The sequence below is a fragment of the Cellulosimicrobium sp. NPDC057862 genome, from assembly GCF_042797035.1.
Lineage (GTDB): Bacteria > Actinomycetota > Actinomycetes > Actinomycetales > Cellulomonadaceae > Cellulosimicrobium.
The window spans coordinates 213,259-235,906 of record NZ_JBHVMH010000001.1 but is presented as its reverse complement, the minus strand read 5'-3'; the positions used below and the strand labels follow the sequence as shown (position 1 = coordinate 235,906).

Genomic DNA, 22,648 nt, shown 5'->3' with positions numbered 1-22,648 from the left:
GGTTCAGGGACGGAAAGCCATCCAGACCACGACGTCGAAGACGCGCAAGGGAGAGATGTCCGTTCCGATCTCCGCCTCGTCGCGGAGCTCGACGAGGTATCGGTGCAGTGCGCGGTCGTGGGCGCGGAGCGCGACCCGGAGCGCCTCCCAGAACGACCCCGTGGGCCGGACCGCACCCTGGACGACGGTGTCGTACACCGGGATCAGGAACGGGCGCTTGCGCGCGACGAGCTTTCCTGCGGTAACCCATCCGATGCCACGGATGTCGCGGAGCGCCGTCCATAGGCGCGTGGGTGCCCAGCTCTCGGGTATCGAGACGACGTCGACCAGCTCGAGGTCCGTGGGTATCTCGGTGAGGAGGGCAGAGAACTCGTCCGCCCGAGTCTCCAGCAGATCGATCGCTCCCCGCGCCGGCACGTCGACCGAGAGCAGTGTGACGGCGACGAGGTCGGCAGCGGTGAACCTGTCCGCGACGTCGGAGCCGTCACCACCGCCGGCGAACCGTTCGAAACGAGACCCGGTCCATCCTGTGGCGCCGGAGATTGGTCCGAAGTAGCTGCGCAGAAGAGAGACCGCATCAGCCCGGAAGGGTGGGGTCAGGATCTCTGGCACGGTGAGCGTCGACGTCACACCGCGAGCGTAGGGGCGGAGTGAGCACTTCCGTGGGTGCCGGCGGGTGAAATCGGTGGGGGCTCCGACGTGACCGGCGTCCGGCACGCCGAGCTGACGAGCGGATGGCCGGGTCGACGTCGACATCCGTGGGTCCACGAGTCTCGACCAGTCGATAGCGTGCACCTGGACAAAGCAGCAGTCGACCGCTGCGAGCGGTGCCGGCACTTGAACGGAGCGATACGTGGTCAGCGCAAAGGAGACCGACCTCGAGGGCGTGCTCGAGGGAAAGCGGCAGTACCAGGTTCCGCTCTACCAGCGGGTCTACTCGTGGGGTCAACGCCAGCTCGATCAGCTCTGGCGCGACATCCTGCAGCTCGCCGCGGACCGGACGCAGCACCCCTCCGCGACCCACTTCGTCGGGTCGCTGGTCCTCGCGTCGAGCCCGGACGCCGGGCCGGTGGGATTGCAGCGCTACCTCGTCGTCGACGGACAGCAGCGGCTGACTACTCTGACGCTTCTCCTGGCGGCGCTCCGTGACCATCGCGTCGCTGTCGAGGGCGACCACCACCGCGCGCGGATCGACGACCAGTACCTGGTGAATCGGTACGAGAGAGACCAACCGACGAAGCTCCTGCCGACCCAGAAGGACCGTTCCGCCTACCTCGCGGCGATCCGCGCGACACCCACAGCGGGAGGTGAGGACAACGTCGGTGCCGCGTACCGGTTCTTCCGCTCACGCCTCAGCACCGTCGCCGACCCAGAGGATCCCGTCGACCTCGACCGGATCGAAGAGGCGGTGTTGCGCGGCCTGGCGCTCGTGGTCGTGACGGCTCAGCCGGGCGACAACGCGCACCGCATCTTCGAGTCGCTCAACAACACCGGACTTCGGCTCACCCAGGGCGACCTGTTGCGCAACTACCTCTTCATGCGCCTGCCCTCACGGGCAGAAGCCGTCTACGAGTCGGTCTGGGTACCCCTGCAAGACGCGCTGCCCCCTGACCGACTGGAGTTCCTGTTCTGGCTGGACCTCGTCCAGAGAGACGAGAGCGCGAAACAGAGCGATACGTATGTCGGGCAGCAGACGCGTCTCGATCGCCTCACGAGCGAAGCGGAGATCGAGGCGGAGATCCGGCGGATCGCGAGGCTGGGGTCACTGCTGGCGATCGCCCTGGAGCCGACGCGAGAGGCGGATCGCGACGTCCGCAGACGCCTGGAGCGACTTCGAGCGTGGGGGACCACGACGGTCTACCCCGTCGTTCTCCAACTCCTCGCCCGACGCGCGGACGCGACGGCGAGCAGCAGCGACGTCGCGGAAGCACTTCGACTCGTGGAGAGCTACCTCGTGCGGCGGGTGGTCATCGGTCGTGCCACCGCAAACCTCAACCGTGCCCTTCTCGGTGCCGTGTCTGACGTCGCTCAGGGAGAGGATGTCGTCGCGGCCCTGAAGACGTCTCTCTCGACCGGACGCAAGCACTGGGGTACCGACGCCCAGGTGCGGGAGGCCGTCCACAGCGTGCCCTTCTACTGGCAGGGGCGCAAGGCACAGCAGAAGCTCGTCCTGCTCTGGATCGAGGAGTCCTTCGCCGGCAAGGAGATGGTGGACCCGAAGGGTCTGACGATCGAGCACCTCCTTCCCCAATCGCTGACCACCGAGTGGCGGACAGCGCTGGACATCCCGCTCTCGGGCACCGACCCGGAGGTCGAGGCGGCTCTGCACACGCTCGGCAACCTGACGCTGACCGGCTACAACTCGGAGCTCAGCAACCGTCCGTGGGCGCACAAGAGGTCGCTCCTGAGCGACAGCGGACTTGCGATGAACCGGGCTGTCGCGTCGCTACCGGCCTGGAACCTCACCGAGATCCGCCGACGGGCCGAGGCACTGGCGGCTCAGATCATCGAGCTCTGGCCGGGACCGGACGAGGGCATCGTCGTCGTGGACGATCGGGAACGGGCGGCCGGCATCTGGCGGCGCCTCGGCGAGATCCTCGCGGAGGTTCCCGCGGGCCGGTGGACCACCTACGGTGACGTCGCCGCCCTCGCTGGTACGGCGCCTGTACCCCTCGGCACCCGACTCGCGGCCGGTGACGAGCCGTACGCCTACCGGGTGCTCCAGGCAGGCGGCACCGTGTCTCCGGGCTTCCGGTGGCCATCCGGCGACGCTACCGTCTCGCCCAGGGCTCTGCTGGAGACGGAGGGCGTCCGGTTCGACTCGCTCGGCCGCGCCGACGCCGCGCAGCGCATCAGTGCCGCGGAGCTCGCGATGTCCCTGGGATGGAGCGACGACGCCGGCACGGACGGCCCCGATCTCCTCGGGTCTGGAGACGCTGAGAACGTCTCGGCGACGGTCGAGGGACGCCCGGACGCACGCCGGCGGCGTGGGGGGAGCCGGACGACTCTCGGCGACCTCCTCGACGCGGGGCTCATTGCGCCCGGTGCCCGGCTGTACGCGCGAGGAGGTGTCGTGGTCGCAAGCGTCGGTGCCGACGGCCTCATCGATCTGGGTGACCGGAAGTATGAGAGCTTGTCAGCGGCCGGTATCGCCGTCGCGGGGCATGCGATCAACGGATGGTCGTACTGGCGGATCGACCGTGGCACTGGACGTGTCCCGTTGAGCGTGCTCCGTGACGAGCTCACGGGTCGCGGCGACTGACCGTCGGAAGCACTGCATCCGGCGCCAGGTCGATGTGCGCCCACGACAGGTCGGCGTCGCCGGCGAGCCGGAGCAGGTCCTCCTGGCGCGCCTGGCCGATGACGCTGCGGTACGCCCCGACCGTCCGGCGGAGGCGTCGGTAGCGCGACGCCTCCTTTGACAGAGGCAGCGCGGGGACGTAGCGCTCGATCGCGGCTCCGCCCGGCGCGGCGCACACCCACGAGGGGAAGATCTCCGTCGCTCCGTCGGGGCGGTCTTGTGAGGCCGCGTCGAACGCGGCGGCCCAGGGGTCGGCGTCGGTCGAGGCGAAGGCGACGTAGCCGTACAGCTGCGCGACGTTCTTGCGCACGGCGTGCCCCTTGTACCGGTGGACCCGTCCCTCGCGCTGCTCGAGGTCGACGGGGTTGCCGGGCAGGTTCCAGTGCACGACGGCGTGCGAGTACGTGTGGAAGTCCAGCCCTTCCTGCCCGACGGACGTGGACGCCAGCACGAACGGCCAGAACGGTGAGTTGAAGGCCGTACGGACGTGCTCCTCGCGGACCTCGGCGCCCTCGTCCGTGGTGCCGCGTCCGAATCGCGCGGCGAAGTGCGTGCGCACCCGTCGGTCCTCGACGTGGACCTGCCCATCGGCGACCCGGATGTCGTCGATGGCTGACGTCGGCGTCCGCAGCTGCAGTGCGCCGCGCAGCACCTCCCCGATCCGCGCGGCGCGCTCGTGCACCGTCTTGTCCACGAGCCCCTCGGACTCCACGAGGGTGTGGGCGTACTCGTCGAGCACGGCCTGGAGTCCACCGTCCGCGCAGTAGTCCAGCACGGAGCGCCAGTACGCGGTGTCGTCCCGGGTGGCGTCGGCCCGTTCCGCGTCCACGAGCGACTGCGTCTCGGGACGGTTGAAGAGCGAGCGGAACCCGCCGCCGATCCCGAAGGCGATCTCCCGGACGTCGGCGTCCGACGCCCACCAGCCCTCGGGTGTGGCGTCCGAGGCGGAACCGACCGCGCGCCCGAGCGCGCGCAGCGTGCAGGTCCCAGGGGCGGCGAGCGCCGCGACGGTGAGCACGTCGACGAGGTCGTGGGGTCGCGCCCCGAGCTCGTCCGCGCGGATCTCGCGGGCGGCCGCGACGTGCCGCTCGAACGCCCGGGCGTGCCCGGCGCCGTCCGGCTCATCAGCGTCCTCGTCGTGGCCGAGGACGTCGAAGAAGCCGTCCTGCTCGGCCCCGCGTGCGGCGTCGAGCAGGAGCGGCGCCGCCCAGTACCAGCGCTGATCGGCACCCGGACGCAGCGAGGGGTCACCTGGTGGCAGGGACGCGAGCATCGACTCCACCTCGGCGCGCACGGCCGCGTCGACCTCGCCGCGGGCCAGTCGACGTCCTGCGGCCCGCGCGTGCCGCAACGGGTCGCCCGCGTCGGCGAGCGCGACGGACGGGTAGGAGAGGAGGAACGTCGGCATGCCGTCGAGTCGGCCCTCGGAGATCCGGTACTGCAGGCGCGGCGTGGGCGCTGGGTCGCCGTACCGGCGCCGACCGCCGCTCGCTGCGGTGGCCGCACGACGCTCCGCCTCGTAGCTCACGACGACGGAGATCGCCTTGGGCGCGACGTTCCAGGCCGAGAACGCGAGCCGCTTGGTGAACCGCGCGAGCGCCGGGTCGGCGAACGGGCCGGCGGGCTCGTAGTACGGGAGCGACGGCGGGAGCCACGCGAGCCGCCATGCCCCGCGGTCGAGCACGTCGGTGACCAGGCCGCGCATCTTGGCGTTGCCCGGGTCGAGGCGCTCGTACGCCTCGACGACGTCGTACGGCAGCAGTCCCCGTGCGCTCGCGAGCGCCGAGGTGACGGCCGGCGCGTGCGCGGCGACGGCGTCGTCGAACAGGGTCTTCACCTTGTACGCGCGTCGGTCCATGAGGTTGAGCGTGTACGGGGTCGAGCGCCAGAACTCGAGCATGTCCTGGCGCTGCGCGCCCGACGCCGCGTGCACGGCTCGGGCGACGTCGTCGAGCGACGCGTGGTCCAGGAGATCGCCCGCGGTGACCTCGACGCCGGGGAGCGGGACCTCGCGAAGCATGCCGTCCTTCTCGCGCGTCGCCGCCAGGCGTTCCGTCCTGCAGATCACGCGCCGCAGCTCGTGCTCGACGGCGTCGCGCGCCGTGACCGCCCGCGCGACAGCGGACTCGTCGGTCGGCGCGAGCATCCCCTCGCGCATCGTCGCGAGCCCTGCCCGCACCGTCGCCGCGCGGTCGGCACCGGCGAGGAACTCGACCGTGCTGACAAAGTCGCCGTAGTGGTCCTCGCCGTCGGGCTCGTCGGGCAGCGTGTACATCTTGTAGGGCGTCGCGGACAGCAGGAGGGTGCGCACAGCGGTGCCGTCCGTGCCCGCGTACCTGACGAGGGAGTGCAGCAGCTCTGCTGCTTCGCTCTCGGCGTCTGACCGCATGAGCTCGCTGAAGCGCTGGAACTCGTCCATGACGACGAGGTCGGGCTCGAGCCGCTCGATCGCAAGCCGCGCGACGGTGGCGCGCATCGCGCCGATGATCCTCGACCGTCGGCGCGAGAGGTCCTTCGCAGGGTTCCCGCGCAGGTAGTTGAACTCCTGGACGCACTCGACCAGCTCGTCGAGGAGCTTCCCGCCGTGCGGCCCCGGGGCGCGCGAGAGCTGCTCGGCGAACTCGGCAGCGAAGTCCAGGTCGAGCTCGTGCATCCGGTGGCGTCGGAAGCGCTCGACGTCCGCGGTGAAGTTCTTGAGGCTGGAGGAGTCGCGGAAGAACTGGAGCCAGCGTCGGGGCCGCACGTCGAGGTCCTGTGACCCGTGCGCGAGCATCCAGTACATGACGACGCGCTCGAGGGTTCGCCCGCCGCCGCTCGTCACCTGGAGCGACGTCCCAGGGGTGAACGAGACGAAGTTGAGCTTCTTGCCCGCGAGCTCGCCAGTGACGAGCGGCATGAGGGTGAGGCGCTCCGCGTGGAGCGGCTCGTGCCCGCGGAGGGTGAGGCGGGCGAGGTTCTGGCGGGCGATCTGCTGGTTGGAGCAGATATACACGATGTCGATCCGGTCGACCGCGTCCCACAGCTGGTCGACGGCCTTGGCGATGACGCCCTTCGCGACCAGCGTCTTGCCGAGCCCCACCTCGTCGGCGACGAGGAAGCGGTGGCTCGGGTCGGTGTCGTCCCACAGGCGCGCGTGCACGTGGTCGACGGTGCGTCGCTGGAAGTCCTTGAGGTGGCGCAGGACGTCGTCGACGTCCGGCCGTTCGTGCGGGTGGCGGTCAGCGGGCACGGCGCGCCTCCTCGACGACGGTCCACAGCTCGGCGAACCCCTCGGGGACGAGGTCGTCGCCGTCGGGCATCTCGGTCAACCGGTCGACGAGCTGCGCGACGCGGTCCAAAGCCTCGTCGCCGTGCGCGACCGCGCGCACGAGCGGCTCGAACAGGTCCGGCGTCGGGCCGCCCGGCGCGACCCACGAAGCCCTGGCCGGGTCGCCGACCGGACCGGTGGCGAACGGGGACGCCGCCGCAGGGTCGGCGAGGAGCAGGGCGAGATAGCGCGCGACGTCGTCCCGGCTACGCAGGGCGTCGCGGACCGCGGCGTGCCGCCGCTCGGCGACGTCACCGTCCAGGCCGAGCACGACGACGCAGCGCCGGGTCGCACGCTCGTCACCCGTCCCGGCCGTCGTCTCCACGGCGAGGAACGGGGTGACGGCACGAAGGCTCAGGCCCTCCCACGCGACGTCCGCGCCCTCGTGGAACAGCCGTGCGTGCAGGTCGGCCGGCAGGGTCACCGGCCACGTGACCGTGGTGGCGCCGGGCACCGGCTCGGGCAGGCCGTGCGTCCCGACGACGAGGCGCGCCGTGGGATCGCCGTCGCTGCCGTCCGCGTCGTCCGTGGTGAGGCTTGCGCGCAGTCGGGACGCGGCGAGACGCCGGTGGAAGTCGTCGATGTCGAGGGCGGTGGACTCGGCAGGGTCGACGACCGGCTCGGGCGAGCGCGGCGCGAACGCGTCCAGCACTTTCGCCAAGCCCGGGACGTCCTTCGCACCGTCGAGCGTGGCGCGCACGCCGACGTCGGCGGTGCGGCCCTGCAGGGCGACCGCCAGCTCGACGTTCCCGCCCCATGCCGCCGTGGTGAGGTTCGCGCTTCCGGTGACCGTCGTGCTGTCTCGACCGGAGTCCACGACGACCGTCTTGGCATGCAGACCGTCGCGGACGCGATCCGTCTCGCGGACGGGACCGGCGGTCGAGCGGGGGTCGCCCGACGAGGCGGCGCCGTCGTCCGAGGACGGGTCGCGCTCGGCCGCTGACGACAGGGTCCGGGTCGCCCAGCAGTCGAGCGGGATGGTGCCCAGCCGGTCGAACGTCTCCGCGCGGGAGACGAGCGTGCGGTCGTCCGCGTCGGGGAGCCTGCGGAGCAATCCGGCGTCGAGGAACGGGCTCACCGCGAGGACGCGGTCCGCGGCGTCGGGGAACGGCCAGGGCGTCGGGACACCGTCGAGCCCGAGGGGCAGGACCTCGGCGCTCCGGAACGGTGTGGGCGGGGCGAGCCGCGCGTTCGCGACCGACGCGGCGACGGACTCCACCTGCGCGGCGCGGTCCTCGGGGAGCGGGGACGTCGCCAGGTGGGGGAGAGCGCGCAGGAAAGCGCTGATCGGGGCGGGGGCGACCGGCTCGGCGGCCGATTCGTCCTCGTCCAGGACTAGCACGGTGTCCCAGGACAGGTCGAACGTCAGGTTGCGGCTGAGCACGACGAACCGGTGGCGGTACGCATCGTCGTCGTCGACGAACCGCAGGGTCCACGACTTGGGATGGAACAACCGACCCGGTGCCGGGGCCATGACCTGGTGCACGGCCCCCTCGACGAAGGTGAGCACCGAGCGGTACGACGCCGGCACGCTGATCCCGCCGGCCTGGCAGAAGACCGTGGTGAGCTCGCTGTAGCGCTGGACGGCCTCGAGCAGGCCGATGGGATCGGTCGCGGCGAGGTCGTCGCCATCGACCTGGGCGCTCGCGTCGAGCGTCGCGAACGTCACGGGACCCAGCAGTAGCGCGGTGAGGTCGAGCGAGTACGTCGTGGCGATCGCGGCGTCGACGCGCAGGCCGACGGGCGGGCGGAGGGCGTCGGTGAGCAGGACGCGGGTATCCGGGGTGAGCATCAGGCGGGGGTCCTTGCAGTGAGGAGCGCGTCGGTCGGCTGCCCACGTCGAATGGTGCTCGGGGGGTCGGGCAGAGCGGACAGGAGGTCGTCGAGGAGCCGCCGGGTCACGCCCCACCGGTAGTCGAGCAGTCCGGTGCCGGACTCACCCTTCCACGCCTCGCGGGCCGATCTGTTTGTGAGTCGTGCGCGTCCGCCCTTGAGGCCACGCTCCCGCTGGGCGACGAGGTCGCGTGCTCGCGACGAGTCCTCGACGCGGTCGCCGTCGAGCAGGACGTCGAGCCACGCGTCGGTGAACCTGCGGGTCGGCAGCGGGATCCGCTCGTTGCGTGCCGTCAGGACGCTCCACAGCTCGCCGCGGTCCCAGCCGTCGAGGGCGCGCGTCTCGACGAGCTCCTCGTGCCAGTCGTCGAGGCGCTCCCGGTAGTGGTCGACGACGTCCGGGATGGCAGCCGACTCGGCGACGAGGAGGTTGTACAGGAGCGCGGCACCGTGCATCGCGAGGCTGAACCGCGTTGCGTGGTCGACGACTGATTGAAGGTCGCTCGGCACACCGACCAGCGAGAGCTCCGCGGCCGAGGCGGCGTCGAGATCGACGGCGTCGCGGTGCTCGAGGAGCCATCCGAGCAGCGAACCGTGGGTCGTCGTGCGCAGCCGTTCGAGGAGGACCTCGGCCTCCTCGGGGCGCAGGTCGAAGGTCGTCGACCGCAGCAGGTCCTCGGGAGGTTCGAGGCCGGCGAGGTCGAAGCCGGCGTCCAGAGCCCTGTCACGGGCGCCCGGGTCGTCCGTCTCGGTCCGGCCACGGCCCGCGCCACGGAGAGCCGAGCCGCGGCGCAGATGCCCGACGACGCTCGTGTCCCAGGTGCGCAGGTGCCAGCGGCCGAGGGGTCCCCAGTAGACCTCGCTCGGCATGCGCTTCAGCTTCGCGCGGGCGGTCTGACCGAGGATGCCCTGGTTCCGGCCGCGCTCCTCGTCCCGGTAGCCCTCGAGCAGCGACTCGATGAGCCGCACCTCGTCGGCGCGCAGGCGACGCACGGCGTCGTCGACGGTCGAGGTGCCACGGACCGCACGCTGCACCAGCCACGGGACGAACAGCACGTACCGCAGCCGGGTGAGCAGCGTCGACGTCCCCGGGAAAAGCGCGTCGGAGAACGTGTCCCGGATCGACCCGATCCCCAGCTCGTCGACCGTGCCCTGCTCCTTGAACAGGTCGACGACCTCGAGCATGCGACGACGCTGGGCGTGGTCGGTGTCTAGCCAACCGAACGATGACGCCACGTGGTCCTCCTCTGACGCTGGCTACTGAAGCGTAGGAGTGAAGTGTCGGTCTGTGGACGCTTGCAAGGGTGAAGTTGGACCCGCGTCCGGTACTGACGCGGCATGGCGAGTGCGCTAGCTCCGTGTGGCAGGCGGTGGTAGCTTGAGCGCGTGATCGCCCAGGACTCGGGCGGTTGTGGACAGGGCATGCGCCGCGGGCTTGCCGCGCTAGCGTCGGGTCTGCCCGGACCGGCGCGACCGGGCAGCGTCGTGGGCGGAGGAGGAAGGTTGGTCTCGACACTGGACGGGTTCACGTTCGTCGATCTGTTCGCCGGTATCGGGGGGTTTCACGCCGCACTTGCTGACCTCGGTGGACGTTGCGTGTACGCATGCGAGACAGATCCTCGGGCGAGGAAGGTCTACGAGAAGGCGTGGATCGAGCCGGACCGGAGCAGGGGTCACTCCTATCCGTTCGCAGAGGACATCAATGACGACGTGGCGTACGTCGAGGAAGACGCGCTCCCCGCGGCTCAGGACGACCTCAAGGAGTTCCCCGAGCACGATGTGCTCGCTGCGGGATTTCCGTGCCAAGCGTTCAGCAAGTCGGGGAAGCAGCACGGGGTGCTGGACGAGACCCGAGGAACCCTCTTCTACAACATTCTTCGGATCGTCCGCGCTAAGCGGCCTCGGGTCGTCTTCCTCGAGAACGTGAAGAATCTCGCTGGACCCAAGCATCGCGACACCACGTTCAAGACGATCATTCGGGCCCTTCACGAGCTTGGGTACGTCGTCGCGGCCCACCCGACCGTCATCTCACCGCACAGGATCTCTCCTCGGCTCGGCGGTACGCCGCAGATGCGTGAACGCATCTACATCATGGCGATCCACGGAAGTGCGCTGGGTGACGATCTCCAGACCGGAGCAGAGCGCATCGAGTGGACGAGGAAGAGCAGAGCATCCCTCGCGACGGCGCCGCCCTTTGCGGCCTTCGAGTACGACGGTTGGGACCCTGGTCAGTGGCGGATCCGCTCCACACCCCTGGCGCTCTACGGAGGTGAGCCGATTCTCGTCGGCGACGCTCGGCTAGGGGACGTCAGCCGGTACGCCGTAGGCGAAGAGGGCCCGGCCATCGCGGCGTGGGACGGCTTCGTCCGTGAAGTCGTCAGGCGTCGCACGCTCAGGAGAGACGACGGCCGCCGGCGGCTCCCTGGGCACCCCATCTGGCTCGGGGTTCTCGACGAGGGCTGGCTCGCCCAGGAAAGGGCTGACGCTGAAGGCAGGCGGCCGACGCACGACCCCGATGATCGCGGTTGGAAGCACGCCTTCCTGGACCTCAACGAGCGCTTTGTCGTCGACTACCGACATGAGATCAATGCCACCCTGGGCGACACCGTCCTCTCCTTCGAGCGCAGCCGCCAGAAGTTCGAGTGGCAGGCGCAGGACGCCTCGTCGCTCGACGAGTGCCTGATCCAGCTCCGCCCGTCGGGCATCCGGGTCAAGAAGGCGACGTACACCCCGGCTCTCGTCGCGATCAACCAGACCCCGATCCTGGGTAAGGAGCGTCGCCGGATCGCACCGCTCGAGGCGGCTCGACTTCAGGGCTTCCCCGATCGTGTCGCGCAGATCATGACGAAGAGTCAGCCCGACAGCGCGTCCTACAAGCAGCTGGGCAATGCTGTGCACGTCGGGGCGGTGGCGTTCGCACTCGCCCAGTTTCTCGGGCACTTCGAAGAGATCGCGGGCCTCGATCCACGGCTTCAGGGCGCTCGCCACGCGTGGCGCGACCGATGGGAGGCCGGAGACGAAGCGCACGGCGTTGTCAGCAGGAAGGGGCTCCCCGTCGGGGGCGCGACCGATGACGACGAACCGCGAGCTGCCTGAAGGGGTCGCTGCGCGTCCGCAGCGTGTCCCGGCACACCCAGGCTCAGCCTCGGCGCGTGTCTCGGAGAAGATGAGCCGTGCGCGCAGGAGAGATACGAAGCCTGAGCTTGCGCTGCGCAGGGTGCTCCATGCGCACGGGCTCAGGTACCGGGTCGCGTTTCCCGTCCCGGGGCAGCGTCGGCGGACGATCGACATCGCGTTCACGCGGCCAAGGGTCGCGGTGTTCGTCGATGGGTGCTTCTGGCACGGCTGTCCGGAGCACGGAACCTCACCGCGCTCGAACAGCGAGTGGTGGCGGATCAAGCTCGCGGCGAACCACGCGCGAGACCTGGACACGAACAGGCTGCTCGAGCAGCAGGGATGGCTGGTCCTCCGCTACTGGGAGCATCAGGAGCCGTCCGCCGTGGCCGCCGAGATCGAGCGTGTCCTCTCGGGCGTGCGCAAGAGGCAGGTCAGCTCTCCGCAGCGTTGACGATAAGCTGGAGCGCACGCGCCGTCGAATGGCCGTACCCGTCCCTGACAGCGCGATCTGCCACTTCAGGATCGATGCCCAAGGTGTCGAGCACGCCGATCGCGACTCTGGCGATCTGTGACCACTGGACGGACGTCTGCGTCTTGGAGGGGCGTCCCCACTCGGCGGCCGAGCGGACGCGCAGCTCTTCCTCGTGCCGACGCAGCTCCTCTCCGACCTGATCGCCCAGAACGGCGCCAGCGAGGCAGACCCCAGCCAGACTTGCCACGAGCTGGAGGTCGTGCCAGCGCGCGCCGTGCTTGCCGTCCTTGAAGTGGTCCGACCACGCGTCGGCGGCGCGGTGGGCTCGCATGCCCGTGGCGACCAGCCGAAGCGCGTCGCTGATGACCCTTTCGTCGCGGAGCGGGTCGCCGGGGCGCTGAGCCCGGTCCAGGAGCGCATTGATCTGGTTCGCGGTAGACAGACGGCGAGGTTCGCCGTCGTCGTTCAGAGAATCGAGGAAGAGCGTGGAGAAGAGCCAGGACAAGACCTTCGTCCGCCGGTAACGAGAGTCGGGGACCCCGGAGTCGGAGAGGAACGTCGAGATCGCGCTCACGTGCGAGGAGACCGGGGAGAGGAACGATGCGGCGGCGCGGATTCCTGGCCCGTCACCAGCCGATACCGCGAGGGCACGCATCAGGAGGAGTTCGTGGTAGACCGCGTTCCGGATCTCCTCCGCGTTGAGGTGCTTTCCCTGCTTGTTGTAGAGGCTGAAGACCTCGTGGATCTGGCGGGGCGTCGCCTCTGTGTACTCGATCACGGGGACCTTGTAGTCCGTCGTCGCCTCGAAGATGTCGCGAACCGCGACGTGCTCGCCGCCGACCCGCACGAACTCGTCGGCGATCTGGTGAAAGTACTTGCCTGCCAACGGGGCGAGATCGCCGCTCAGCCCTGCCGACCCAGCAGCAAGCTTGAAGGGGAAGTAGTAGGAGCGCTCCGCAGTGGCCGTCAAGGCCTCGCCGGTCGCCTTCTTCCACGCCGTTCGAAACTGCGGATAGTTGGTCCGGAAGAGATGGGCGAGATCGAACCCTGGGTACTCGCGTGTCGCTGACTCGACGACCTCGAGCGCGGCTGGGTGAGCGCCGATGAAACGGAGGATCGACGTGAGTCGCTGCTTGCCGTCGACAACCTCGAAGGGCGCTTCCGCCGCCGACTTTGGACGCAGGATGATGACGGACGGCAGCGGGATCCCTCGGAGGATCGACTCGATGAGGAGCTGCGAGTCGCCGGTGGGCCACACGTCGCCGCGCTGGTAGGAGGGACTGAGCTCGAGCCTTCGCGACTTTGCCCGGGAGGCGAAGTCGTGGATCGACCACACTTCGGCCTTGGCCCGGATCGGGCCTGAGACGGTCGTGTCGACGGTGTCGTCCCACGCCTCGACCCAGGTCGTGGTGGCACTCGCACGGCTGCCGCTCTCGACGGCATCGAGGAAGACGTCACGAAGGTTGAGCGCTCGGTCGACCCGCGTGCGGAGAAGGTCGAGCCCGTGCGGCGTGAGCGTCACGATGTCCTGGTGCACCGTGTACATCTCGTGCGGGGTGCCGGAGCCGAGGCCCTCGAACAGAGACTTCGCGAGGCGCTCCGTTGGCGCGATCGGATCGAGACGGCTGTCGAGACGCAGCCAGTCCTGCACGGCTGCTACCAGGTCGAGCCAGGAGCCGTCGTCAAGACGAACGTCGTGCTCGGTGAACTCCTCGGACTGCTCGACCTCGGTCGGGTGCGGGCTCGTCGCAGACAACGATGCAAGCCCTACAGCGATCGCTCGTTCGATCTCGCGACGGTCGTCAGCGTCAGTCTCGCCACCCAGGTAATCCATGATCTCGCCGTCTCGCCATCTCGTCAGGTTCCGTCGCCGACGCAAGGATCGTAGCCACTTACGGAGGGGGAGTCTGCAGCCGCTCGAGGCGTTGGCTTACCCGCCAGGGAGATTTCGCCCCCTCGACGGTCGAGATCACGGACATGACGGACTACGGTGCACGTGTTGGGACGACCGACATGTGCAGCGTGGCAGGGAGCAGCAGCATGATTCCAGACAGGGACGCCTGGGCAGGGTACGACCGTTGGAACGATCTTCTGGCTGCCGAGCTGTTCCCCGAGACCGAGCAGCCGGCGCCGGTCTACCTGGATCTCGAGGCAGACGTTCTCTCGCGAGTCGCTGCGCGTATCGGGGTACCTGAAGATGGGGTGGTGCAGGCGCTGGCGGCCGCGGTGGCGAGTACCGTCGAGGTCGAGAGCGCGCGCGCTTTTCACCATCACCGGCAGCGACTTTCCGTGTGGAGGACGGGTGATCGCGAGCGCGTCAACCCCTTGATCGCGCTCCTCGCGGTCTTCAGCCTTGCCGCCGAACGCATGGCGAGCGGCGAGGGTATGTCGGCGAACAACTACTACGGTCGCCTCGCGACCCTTCTTGGCGGTAAGGCCGAAACTCTCGGCAAGGCCTATCGCACGATCGCAGAACCGTTCTGGGGGAGCCTCAATCTCTGGCTCACGACCGTGGGGGGTGCACGAGGGCTTCCGACCGCGTATTCGGTGGGGATGCGGTTCGTCGGCCTCGCGGTCTCCCAGGCGCTCGTGCGGGAGGCCGATCGGCGGCGCCTCGAGCGGTTCTTCTCGGACTTCGACCTCGCGCCCCGATCGGAGCTCCCGCCGGCAGAGCTGACCCCGCTGCTCGGCTCGTGGATCGACCAGAACCCGAGCCCGGCGACGAAGTACCTCGTAGCGCTCTGGAGCAGGTCTGGACTCCAGGACCGCGTAGCCGAGGTCGCGGCGACGCTGCTGAGCGAGTGGGACGGCATCGACTCGGAGACCGAGGGTCTCGGTCCGCGCGGGCGCGCGTCGCTCGCGATGTCCATCACGGCCTTCCCTCGTAAGCAGGTGAGGCTTCGACCTGTGTTCTTCCTGCCCCGCCCTGAGCAGTCGCGCAGCGTCGTGCTCCATGGGGAGCGGGACGAGAAGTTAGTTCTCGTGCAAAGCTCAGCCGCAGCCATGAGCTTCCAGGACCCGGGCATCATCGACGCCGCGAGCCTGCTCGAGGGCGTCCTCGAGGTGGAGGACGAGCTCGCCGGTACGATCCGTCGTCGTCCTCGCGGGCTCGTCGTCTTCCGCAAGGACGACCTGACTGGCGACTGGGTCGAGGTGCAGCAGGTGCTCATGGGCGACGACGTGGTCGTTCTCGTCGCTGATCGGCTCCGGCAGCGGGTCGAGGGGATCCTGGCTGAGGTGTCGCGCCCGGGTTGGGAGCCTCGGGAGCTGCCGGGGGTGCCGGAGGGCTGGACCTTGCTCCAGCGCGTCGAGATCTTCTCGCGGCCGTCGGACGCCGAGCAGGCGCACACCGACGTCCGCGCCCTGGTCCCGCTGACCAGCAGCCAGCTCAAGCTCGCAGGTGGTCTCGCGCTTCCCGGCCCTCTCCGCAACCGTTGGCACTCGGCACGGCCTCCCGAGCTGCGCGCGGTGAGCGATGTCGGCGAGCCGTTCTCGGTGCGTCTTCTCGATCTGGGCGCGCCGGGTGACGACAGGGACGACGAGGTGGAGCTTGGGCGCTGGGATGACGGCGGCTCCGGTTCGGTCATCCAAGACCTGGCCGGGCTGGAGCTCGAGGACGGGGACTACGCGGTCGAGCTTCGCACCGGGGAGACGGCGCTGTCTCGCAAGCAGTTCTCGTTGCGGTCGTCTTCCACACCCGAGGCCTCTCTCTGGGAACGCGCCGAGACGATCGAGCATGCGATGAGCGCCCCCCTCTCCCTTCTCGGTGCGGGTGATCCTTCTGCGAGGGGGCCAGTCGTGCAAGGCGTCGTGATCGACGCGGATCCAACGTCTCCGGAGGCTTCGACGGCGCAGCCACCTCGCAAGCCCTGGTGGATCTCGGGACGCGACCGGGAGAGGGCGACCAAGGTCGTCCTCCGGAGGCCGAGCCAGGACTCCTGCTTCTACTCGGGCATGCACCGATTCGAGCTGGAGACCGCGATGTACGACTCGAAGGGCCGCCCGCTCAGCACGTCCACGATGGGTGTCTGCGAGGGCTGTGGACTGCAGAAGCGATACTCCTCGAGCTACTGGCGGAACAAGAAGAAGTTCGAGCGTCAGCAGGCTCGTGCAGCGACGGCACGTGTCGATGTCGCTGCGCTCCCCCCGTCCGAGGACCGTGGCGGCGACCTGGACGAGGACTGGGAGGTCGCGCTCGACGCGTTGCGCTACGCCGGCGGCGGCCCGATAGCCGTTCTTGAGCGTGTCGCTCAGCAGCTCGACCCGAGCCGCGTGTTCGTCAAGGAGTTCACGAGCACGCTCGAGGCGCTCGGACACATCGAGGTGCGACGGTCGCCAGAGACGCTCGCGCCCGTCGCGTGGGAGGTCTGCCCGACGACAGTCGTGGACACGGGCAGCGAACGTGTCCTCACCGGCTTCTGGAGCAGGCCGCTGGTGGACGACGCGACCGCGTCGATCGAGAACAACGGGGGTCGGGTCGTCTCCACCAGGCAGGTCAAGGGCCCGGACCGCTGGGCAACCACCGCGACGGACGATGAGCTGCTGGAGTGGCTCGACGTCGACGGAGTCCTGGTGGCCGGGCGCGCCGGACCGGAGCTCGCTCGTCTTCTTCCTGCGCTGAGCACGGTCATCGGCGCTCTCCCGCGGACGCGAGCGGCGGGACACCTGGACGTCCAATCGTTCGACCCCGCGCGCTCCTCCTGGGTCGACGGCGTCGGCATCGACGGCGTGGGCGCGTACCGGGTCGGCAGGTACGCCTCCCTGTACCTCCTGCGCACGGAGGCGGACGTCGCGAACGGAACCGTGGCGCTCGCGGACGTCTACCTCGTGAAGCACGCCGCCTCCGTAGCCCTGTGCGGCAAGCCTCTGCTGGCGTACCAGGAGGAGACCGGCGACCTCGCTGTGCCACTGGGAGCGAGTCTTCCCGGGATGTACCAACGAGCAGCCGTCCTCGACTCCGGAAGGTCGCCAGAGCGACGTCGCGGCTATCTCGTCTATCCCGGTGTGTCTCGTGAGGTGGCGCACCGACTGACCTACCTGATCGAGAACTGAGGAACGATGGCCTCCCAGCCCAACCCCGTCAGCGTCGGCGACAACCTTCGCGAGACGCTCCTGCGCTACATCGACACGGCGTTCTACCTCCGTGACGAGTCGCTCCGTCGCGAGCGCCGGCGGCTCCTCACGGAGGAGACACCGCTCGTTCCGCACCCTCTGCTCGAGCCTGTTCTCCCGTACGACGGGACGGAGGATGGTCTCGAGGCGTGCGCAGCCGCAGGCCTGCGCCCTCACGAGGCGCGATGGCTCCTCGGGGGGCTCTTCGGCGTCGACAACGTTGACGGCCTCATGCTGCGACAGCACCAGGCTGACGCTCTAGCGGTGGCGATGAGTGAGGTCGTCACGACCAACCCGGTCGTGACGTCGGGCACGGGCTCGGGAAAGACAGAGTCCTTCCTCCTTCCGGTCCTCGCTCGACTGCTGATCGAGGCACGTGACTGGGCTCCTGGTCCTCGATCAGAAGTTCGATGGTGGGACAGCGCGCCACTGCGCTGGACCGCCGTGCGGTCGGGTGAGACCAGAGATCCGGCGGTCCGGACGCTCGTGCTGTACCCGACGAACGCGCTCGTCGAGGACCAGATGTCGCGACTGCGGCGGACGGCCCGTCGTATCCAGGACGCTGGAGGGCCGGCGCTGTGGTTCGGCCGGTACACCTCCGCGGCTCCGGGCGGGACGACCCTGCCGTCGTCCACGGGAACCCACTCGCGGCTGGCGACAGTCGCCGAGGAGATGCGCAAGCTGGTCGACGAGTACGACTCGCTGGCGGCAGCCGATGCGTCGATCACGGACTTCCTGTCCGATCCGCGGCGCGTCGAGCTCCTGACGCGGTGGGACATGGTCCGGACACCGCCCGACATCCTGGTGACGAACTACTCGATGCTCAACATCATGCTGATGCGGCAGATGGAGGAGCCGATCTTCGAGGCGACGAGGCGGTGGCTGGAGGCAGACCGGTCGCGAAAGTTCACCCTGGTGGTCGACGAGCTGCACCTCTACCGGGGTACGCAGGGCTCAGAGGTGGCCCTCATCCTCCGCAACCTGTTGCTCAGGATCGGGCTCGCCGCTGACTCGCCGCAGCTGCGCGTCATCGGGACGAGCGCCTCCCTCGATGCGGACAAGGGCGAGTATCTCGAGCAGTTCTTCGGCGTTCCGAGAGCGTCGTTCGAGCAGATCAGTGGCGCGCCCCGAACAGTCGACGTCACGCTTCCTGTCCGTCTCGACGACGCCCTGTCCGGCCGTTCATCTGCAAGCCTCGAGGCGATCCTGGCGAGCGCGTGCCGCGACGGGGACGCACCTCCCCGCGCCACCTCTCTCGAGGACATCGAGACGCGCGCGTTCGGCGAGGGGACGGGCGGGCTGGAGAGAGTGACCCGTGCCCTCGAGAAGATCGTGGAGTCACCGTCCTCGAACGCCATCCCCTTCAGGGCCCACTACTTCATGCGGACGATGCGGGGCATGTGGGCGTGCAGCGACCCGGAGTGCACCGAGGTTCCCGGCGAAGGTAGGTCCGTACCCGGGGTCGGAAGGCTCTTCGCCCGCCCGGCCCGTCAGTGCGCGTGCGGTTCTCGGGTGCTCGAGCTGCTCTACTGCGGGAACTGTGGCGACGCGAGCCTCGGCGGCCATGTCCTCTCCTCGCTGGACGACGGAGGGGCCTTCCTCGGCGTCGACCCGAGCGAGAGCGACGCGGAGAGAGCGCGACTCGTGTTCGAGCGGCGCCGGCACGAGTACCGCTGGTACCTGCCCCGCCGAGAGGGAGTCGGGATGTCGTGGCAGCACACGGGGCCCGGCAAGAAGCCGTGGAAGTTCAACTTTACCGCTGCGTCGTTCGACCCTCGGTCCGGATTCCTCCGGCCAGGTCCTGACGAGGCGACGGGGACCGTGGTCACGAGCTCCGGCCCCGACGCCTCCTGGGAGCCACCGGCACTGCCTTCGCACTGTCCGCGCTGCGGGCACCACCGGCGACAGCGGGGCTTTGAGACGGGCCGTGTCTCGTCGGCGCTGCGCGCTCACACGCAGGGTGCGACCCAGGCCGCCCAGCTCCTGGTCTCCGAGATCTTCCGCGAGCTGGGCGACGACAGGGAGTCGAGCCGGACGATCGTGTTCACCGACTCTCGAGACGATGCAGCGCGCATGGCCGTAGGTCTCTCGATGAACCACTATGCCGATCTCGTCCGGCAACAGGTGCAGCAGGTGCTCGCGGCCCCGTCGGAGGATGTCGCGGCAATCCTCAGGGCTGGGGTGAGAGGAACGCTCGAGGGTGCGCTGCAGGCCCGGTACGGTGAGCTCGTCGCCAAGCACTCCCAGGTCAACCAGGCCTACATGCTCGATCACCTGGGCGTGGCCCAGGACGCTCATCGCGAGCTCATCAGCTCGTTCGAGGCCGAGCAAGCCGCTGCGGTGGCGTGGGAGTGGCCGAACCTGGTCAACCAGGTGAGCAGACGACTCGTCGAGCTCGGCGTGCCGCCTGGCGGACCGAGAGCGTCCTTGCTGAAGCTGGACGACGGCAGCCCGTGGTACCGCGCCTTCGAGCCCCCGGTGCCGGGCGAGTGGGAGCCGATCGCACCGGCCGCGCTTCGCGCGGACCTGCAGAGGAACTTCCGCAACCACCTGGCGTCGTCGCTGGGCGACGTGCTGCTCGGGTCCGCCGAGAGGGACTCGGAGGAGACGCTGGTCGCATCTCTCGTTCCTCGCAGTGTCGGGGGAGACGAGGACGTCATCGCACAGGCGGTCCGCTCGAGCCTGCGGATCATCCTCGCCGCGGACCGTTGGCTTCCTCAGGACCGCGCGTCCGACGCCAAGGGACGCGTGAAGGCGGCGGTCGACTACGTGAAGCGTGTCGCCCTGCGAGCGGGCATCGATGCCGACGAGCTGCAGGGCAGCATCGACGCTCGTCTGGCGGGGCTCCTCGACTCCGGACTGGTCCATCTCGACCGCCTCGACCTTCCGCTCGATCTCGTCCCCGCCGGAGACGACGTCTGGGTGTGCGACCTGTGCAGTCGTCGTCATCTGCATCCGTCCGCAGGTACATGCACACGAGAAGGGTGCGCCGGAGAGCTCGAGGTCGTAGCGGTGTCGTCGCTGGGCGAGTCGGACTACTACGCCTGGCTCACCGGTCAGAAGCCGCAACGGCTCGCTGTCGCGGAGCTGACAGGCCAGACCCGACCGCCGGAGGAGCAGCGCAGACGGCAGCGCGTCTTCCGAGGAGCACTTCTTCCTGCACCCAAGGAGAACAGTCGCGCGACCCCGCTCGACGTACTCAGCGTGACCACCACGATGGAGGTCGGCGTCGACATCGGGTCGTTGCGCTCGACGGTCATGGGCAACATGCCGCCGCAACGGTTCAACTACCAGCAGCGTGTCGGTCGTGCGGGTCGCGCGGGCCAGGCCTTCTCGTTCGCAGCGACGCTCTGCCGGGACCGTTCGCACGACGACTACTACTTCGCCAACTCCCACCGGATCACCGGTGACGCTCCGCCACAGCCGTTCCTCGACACCAGCCGCGTGCGCATCCTGCGCCGCGTCGTGGCGGCGGAGCTGTTGCGGCGTGCGTTCGCCTCTCTCCCGACACCGCCCGCCCCGCGGGGTGACAACGTCCACGGCGCCTTCGGCGACGTGAAGGAGTGGGAGGCTCACCGGGAGGGCGTCGAGAAGTGGTTGATGACCAGTGACGACGTTCAGCCGGTCATCGGTCGGCTGAGTGCCCTGACAGGTGTCGGTGCGGCGGACCTCGATGACGTCGCGCACTGGGTTCGGGACACCCTGGTGCTCGAGATCGATGACGCTGTCGAGAACGAGGCTCACACGCAGACGTCGCTGAGCGAACGCCTCGCCAACGCAGGCGTGCTGCCGATGTTCGGGTTCCCGACTCGGGTGCGCTACCTGTACCGCACCGACGCTGGCGGCAAGGTGACGGCGGACGAGCTGAGCGACCGCCCGTTGGGCCAGGCCGTCTCGCTCTTCGCACCCGGAGCGCAGGTCGTGCGCGACGGCTGGGTGTACACGGCGAACGGCTTTGTTGCGTGGCGCCGAGGTTTCGACAACAAGCCGTACTCCGTCAACCCCCTCTCGGCCCGCCTCACGGTGACACGGTGTCAGGAGTGCTCTGCCTCGACGGTGTCGGAGAAGTGGTCGAGCTGCCCCGTCTGCGGTTCGTCCGTGCGCGAGGTCGCGATGTACGAGCCCAGCGGGTTCAGGACGCACCCGGAGCGCACGGACGGCAAGATCGAGGATCGTCGCGCTGCTGGAGCGTCCCGTCCGGTCCTGGGGTGGTTGAACCCGGGGCAGCCGGCAGAGAGAGTCGGCGCGCTCGACGTCTGGATGCTGGAGCAGGCGAAGCTCCTCACCATCAACGACAGCAACGGTCAGCTCTTCACGATGTACCAGCACTCAGACAAGTCGGTCATCGTCCCGCTCGAGAGCAGCTCCGCGCCGACGATGCCCAAGGTGGGTGAGGCAGCGATCGGCGAGGTGCGCACGACAGACGCCGCACTGCTCCTGATCCGAGGAGCCAGCCTCGAGAGCGGTGTAGTCGCGACGGCCCGGGGCGACTGCCCGTCCGGCAACGCTGCGATGCTCTCCTTCGCGGAGGCGTTGCGTCGCGGCTGCCAGTCGGAGCTCGACATCGACCCGGCCGAGCTCACGGTGGGCATCCAGCCACGCACGATCGAAGGGGTCCGAACGGCGGCCGTCTATCTGGCGGACACGCTGGACAACGGCGCCGGCTATGCGCTCGAGCTGGCCCGCAGACGCGTGGGTTCCGTCTTGGACCGACTCCACGGCCAGATCGCCACCTCCTGGGCCGATGCTTCGCACACGAGGTGTGACACCTCGTGCCCGGACTGCTTGCGCTCCTGGGACAACCGCCACCTGCATGGCGCGCTCGACTGGCGCCTCGCGCTCGATGTCGCAGACCTGGCCCTCGGGCGTGCTCTTGACACCGACCGCTGGCGCGAGGTGACCGAGCGTGCCGCGCGAGGCTTCGTCCGAGGATTCGGGGAGGCGGTCGAGGACGGTCCGGGACGGATCGCGATCGAGGAGCGTGACGGCGTGACCGTCCTGACGGCAGGGAAGATCGCGGTCCCTGTCGGTCACCCGTTGTGGTCACGCGACGTCGACCACCTCGAGGAGGTGCAGCGTCGAGTTGCGGAGTCGCTCAGCGCCGACAGCTTCTCCGTCCGTTGGAGCGACGCGCGGACTCTCCGCAACCGCCCCGACAAGGTCTTCAGCCAGTTCGTCGCGTGACCAGGAACCCGAGAAGGAACTACCGCAATGGCCTACATCGTCTCGCTCTCGCCGTTGGACCCGCTGGAGGGTCGGCGACCACACTCGAGGTCAGACTGCACGTGGCGGGTCTCGTCTCGCGACGGAGAGCAGGTCCTCCAGCTCGACACCTACGGCTCGCCGGAGCGCAAGGACGTCGGCACGATCAGCCAGTCGATCCAGCTGGACGAAGAACGCGCTGCCGAGCTCGTCGCGGTCATCAAGTCGGTCTTCCCCGGGGTGCGTTGACAAGGATGCCCGTTCGGCGGCGGTCATGAGACTGCTCCGGCGGGTGCGCGATGTC

General features: G+C 69.2%; 11 protein-coding genes. 6 read left to right on the top strand and 5 right to left on the bottom strand.

The features are described 5' to 3' along the window. Positions 1–3: 3 nt before the first annotated feature. On the bottom strand, positions 4–630 hold the full coding sequence (locus ACFVN3_RS00940) for a DUF6308 family protein (RefSeq protein ID WP_378229624.1): 627 nt from the start codon (positions 628–630) through the stop codon (positions 4–6). 223 nt (positions 631–853) lie between these two features. On the opposite strand from ACFVN3_RS00940, the gene ACFVN3_RS00935 reads away from it, so the two are divergent. Continuing rightward, a complete protein-coding gene (locus tag ACFVN3_RS00935) occupies positions 854–3,262 on the top strand; it encodes a DUF262 domain-containing protein (RefSeq protein WP_378229622.1) in 2,409 nt (802 codons plus the stop codon). Here ACFVN3_RS00935 and ACFVN3_RS00930 read toward each other — a convergent pair. Genes ACFVN3_RS00930 through ACFVN3_RS00920 form a run of 3 tightly spaced genes read right to left on the bottom strand, consistent with a single transcriptional unit; the run spans position 3,243 to position 9,677 of the window. After that, on the bottom strand, positions 3,243–6,530 hold the full coding sequence (locus ACFVN3_RS00930; RefSeq protein ID WP_378229620.1) for a helicase-related protein: 3,288 nt from the start codon (positions 6,528–6,530) through the stop codon (positions 3,243–3,245). The genes ACFVN3_RS00935 and ACFVN3_RS00930 overlap by 20 nt on opposite strands. Then, the gene (locus ACFVN3_RS00925; RefSeq protein WP_378229618.1) at positions 6,520–8,400 is read right to left on the bottom strand and encodes a phospholipase D-like domain-containing protein; all 1,881 of its coding nucleotides are present in this window, start codon (positions 8,398–8,400) and stop codon (positions 6,520–6,522) included. Before ACFVN3_RS00925 ends, ACFVN3_RS00930 begins: the two co-directional genes overlap by 11 nt. Further along, the gene (locus ACFVN3_RS00920; protein WP_378229616.1) at positions 8,400–9,677 is read right to left on the bottom strand and encodes a DUF6361 family protein; all 1,278 of its coding nucleotides are present in this window, start codon (positions 9,675–9,677) and stop codon (positions 8,400–8,402) included. Before ACFVN3_RS00920 ends, ACFVN3_RS00925 begins: the two co-directional genes overlap by 1 nt. 267 nt (positions 9,678–9,944) lie before the next feature. On the opposite strand from ACFVN3_RS00920, the gene ACFVN3_RS00915 reads away from it, so the two are divergent. Both ACFVN3_RS00915 and ACFVN3_RS00910 read left to right on the top strand, forming a co-directional pair. Beyond that, on the top strand, positions 9,945–11,537 hold the full coding sequence (locus ACFVN3_RS00915; protein WP_378229614.1) for a DNA cytosine methyltransferase: 1,593 nt from the start codon (positions 9,945–9,947) through the stop codon (positions 11,535–11,537). Further along, a complete protein-coding gene (locus tag ACFVN3_RS00910) occupies positions 11,512–12,009 on the top strand; it encodes a very short patch repair endonuclease (protein WP_378229612.1) in 498 nt (165 codons plus the stop codon). The genes ACFVN3_RS00915 and ACFVN3_RS00910 overlap by 26 nt, the downstream gene beginning before the upstream one ends. Here the strand turns inward: ACFVN3_RS00910 and ACFVN3_RS00905 are convergent. Next, the gene (locus ACFVN3_RS00905; RefSeq protein WP_378229610.1) at positions 11,990–13,864 is read right to left on the bottom strand and encodes a DUF262 domain-containing protein; all 1,875 of its coding nucleotides are present in this window, start codon (positions 13,862–13,864) and stop codon (positions 11,990–11,992) included. The genes ACFVN3_RS00910 and ACFVN3_RS00905 overlap by 20 nt on opposite strands. 143 nt (positions 13,865–14,007) lie before the next feature. On the opposite strand from ACFVN3_RS00905, the gene ACFVN3_RS00900 reads away from it, so the two are divergent. The 3 genes from ACFVN3_RS00900 to ACFVN3_RS00890 are packed head-to-tail and all read left to right on the top strand — an operon-like array spanning position 14,008 to position 22,593. Continuing rightward, a complete protein-coding gene (locus ACFVN3_RS00900; RefSeq protein ID WP_378229608.1) occupies positions 14,008–17,082 on the top strand; it encodes a hypothetical protein in 3,075 nt (1,024 codons plus the stop codon). A 6-nt stretch (positions 17,083–17,088) separates the two neighbouring features. After that, positions 17,089–22,326 (top strand): DEAD/DEAH box helicase, encoded by a 5,238-nt coding sequence (locus tag ACFVN3_RS00895; protein ID WP_378229606.1) that lies wholly within the window; start codon positions 17,089–17,091, stop codon positions 22,324–22,326. 27 nt (positions 22,327–22,353) lie between these two features. Next, positions 22,354–22,593 (top strand): hypothetical protein, encoded by a 240-nt coding sequence (locus ACFVN3_RS00890; RefSeq protein WP_378229604.1) that lies wholly within the window; start codon positions 22,354–22,356, stop codon positions 22,591–22,593. Positions 22,594–22,648: the final 55 nt, after the last annotated feature.

Bases quoted from the DNA above. Each gene is read 5' to 3' on its own strand.
- ACFVN3_RS00925 (WP_378229618.1), bottom strand. From the start codon at position 8,400: ATGCTCACCCCGGATACCCGCGTCCTGCTCACCGACGCCCTCCGCCCG.
- ACFVN3_RS00910 (WP_378229612.1), top strand. From the start codon at position 11,512: ATGACGACGAACCGCGAGCTGCCTGAAGGGGTCGCTGCGCGTCCGCAG.
- ACFVN3_RS00905 (WP_378229610.1), bottom strand. From the start codon at position 13,864: ATGGATTACCTGGGTGGCGAGACTGACGCTGACGACCGTCGCGAGATC.
- ACFVN3_RS00900 (WP_378229608.1), top strand. From the start codon at position 14,008: ATGACGGACTACGGTGCACGTGTTGGGACGACCGACATGTGCAGCGTG.
- ACFVN3_RS00895 (WP_378229606.1), top strand. From the start codon at position 17,089: ATGGCCTCCCAGCCCAACCCCGTCAGCGTCGGCGACAACCTTCGCGAG.
- ACFVN3_RS00890 (WP_378229604.1), top strand. From the start codon at position 22,354: ATGGCCTACATCGTCTCGCTCTCGCCGTTGGACCCGCTGGAGGGTCGG.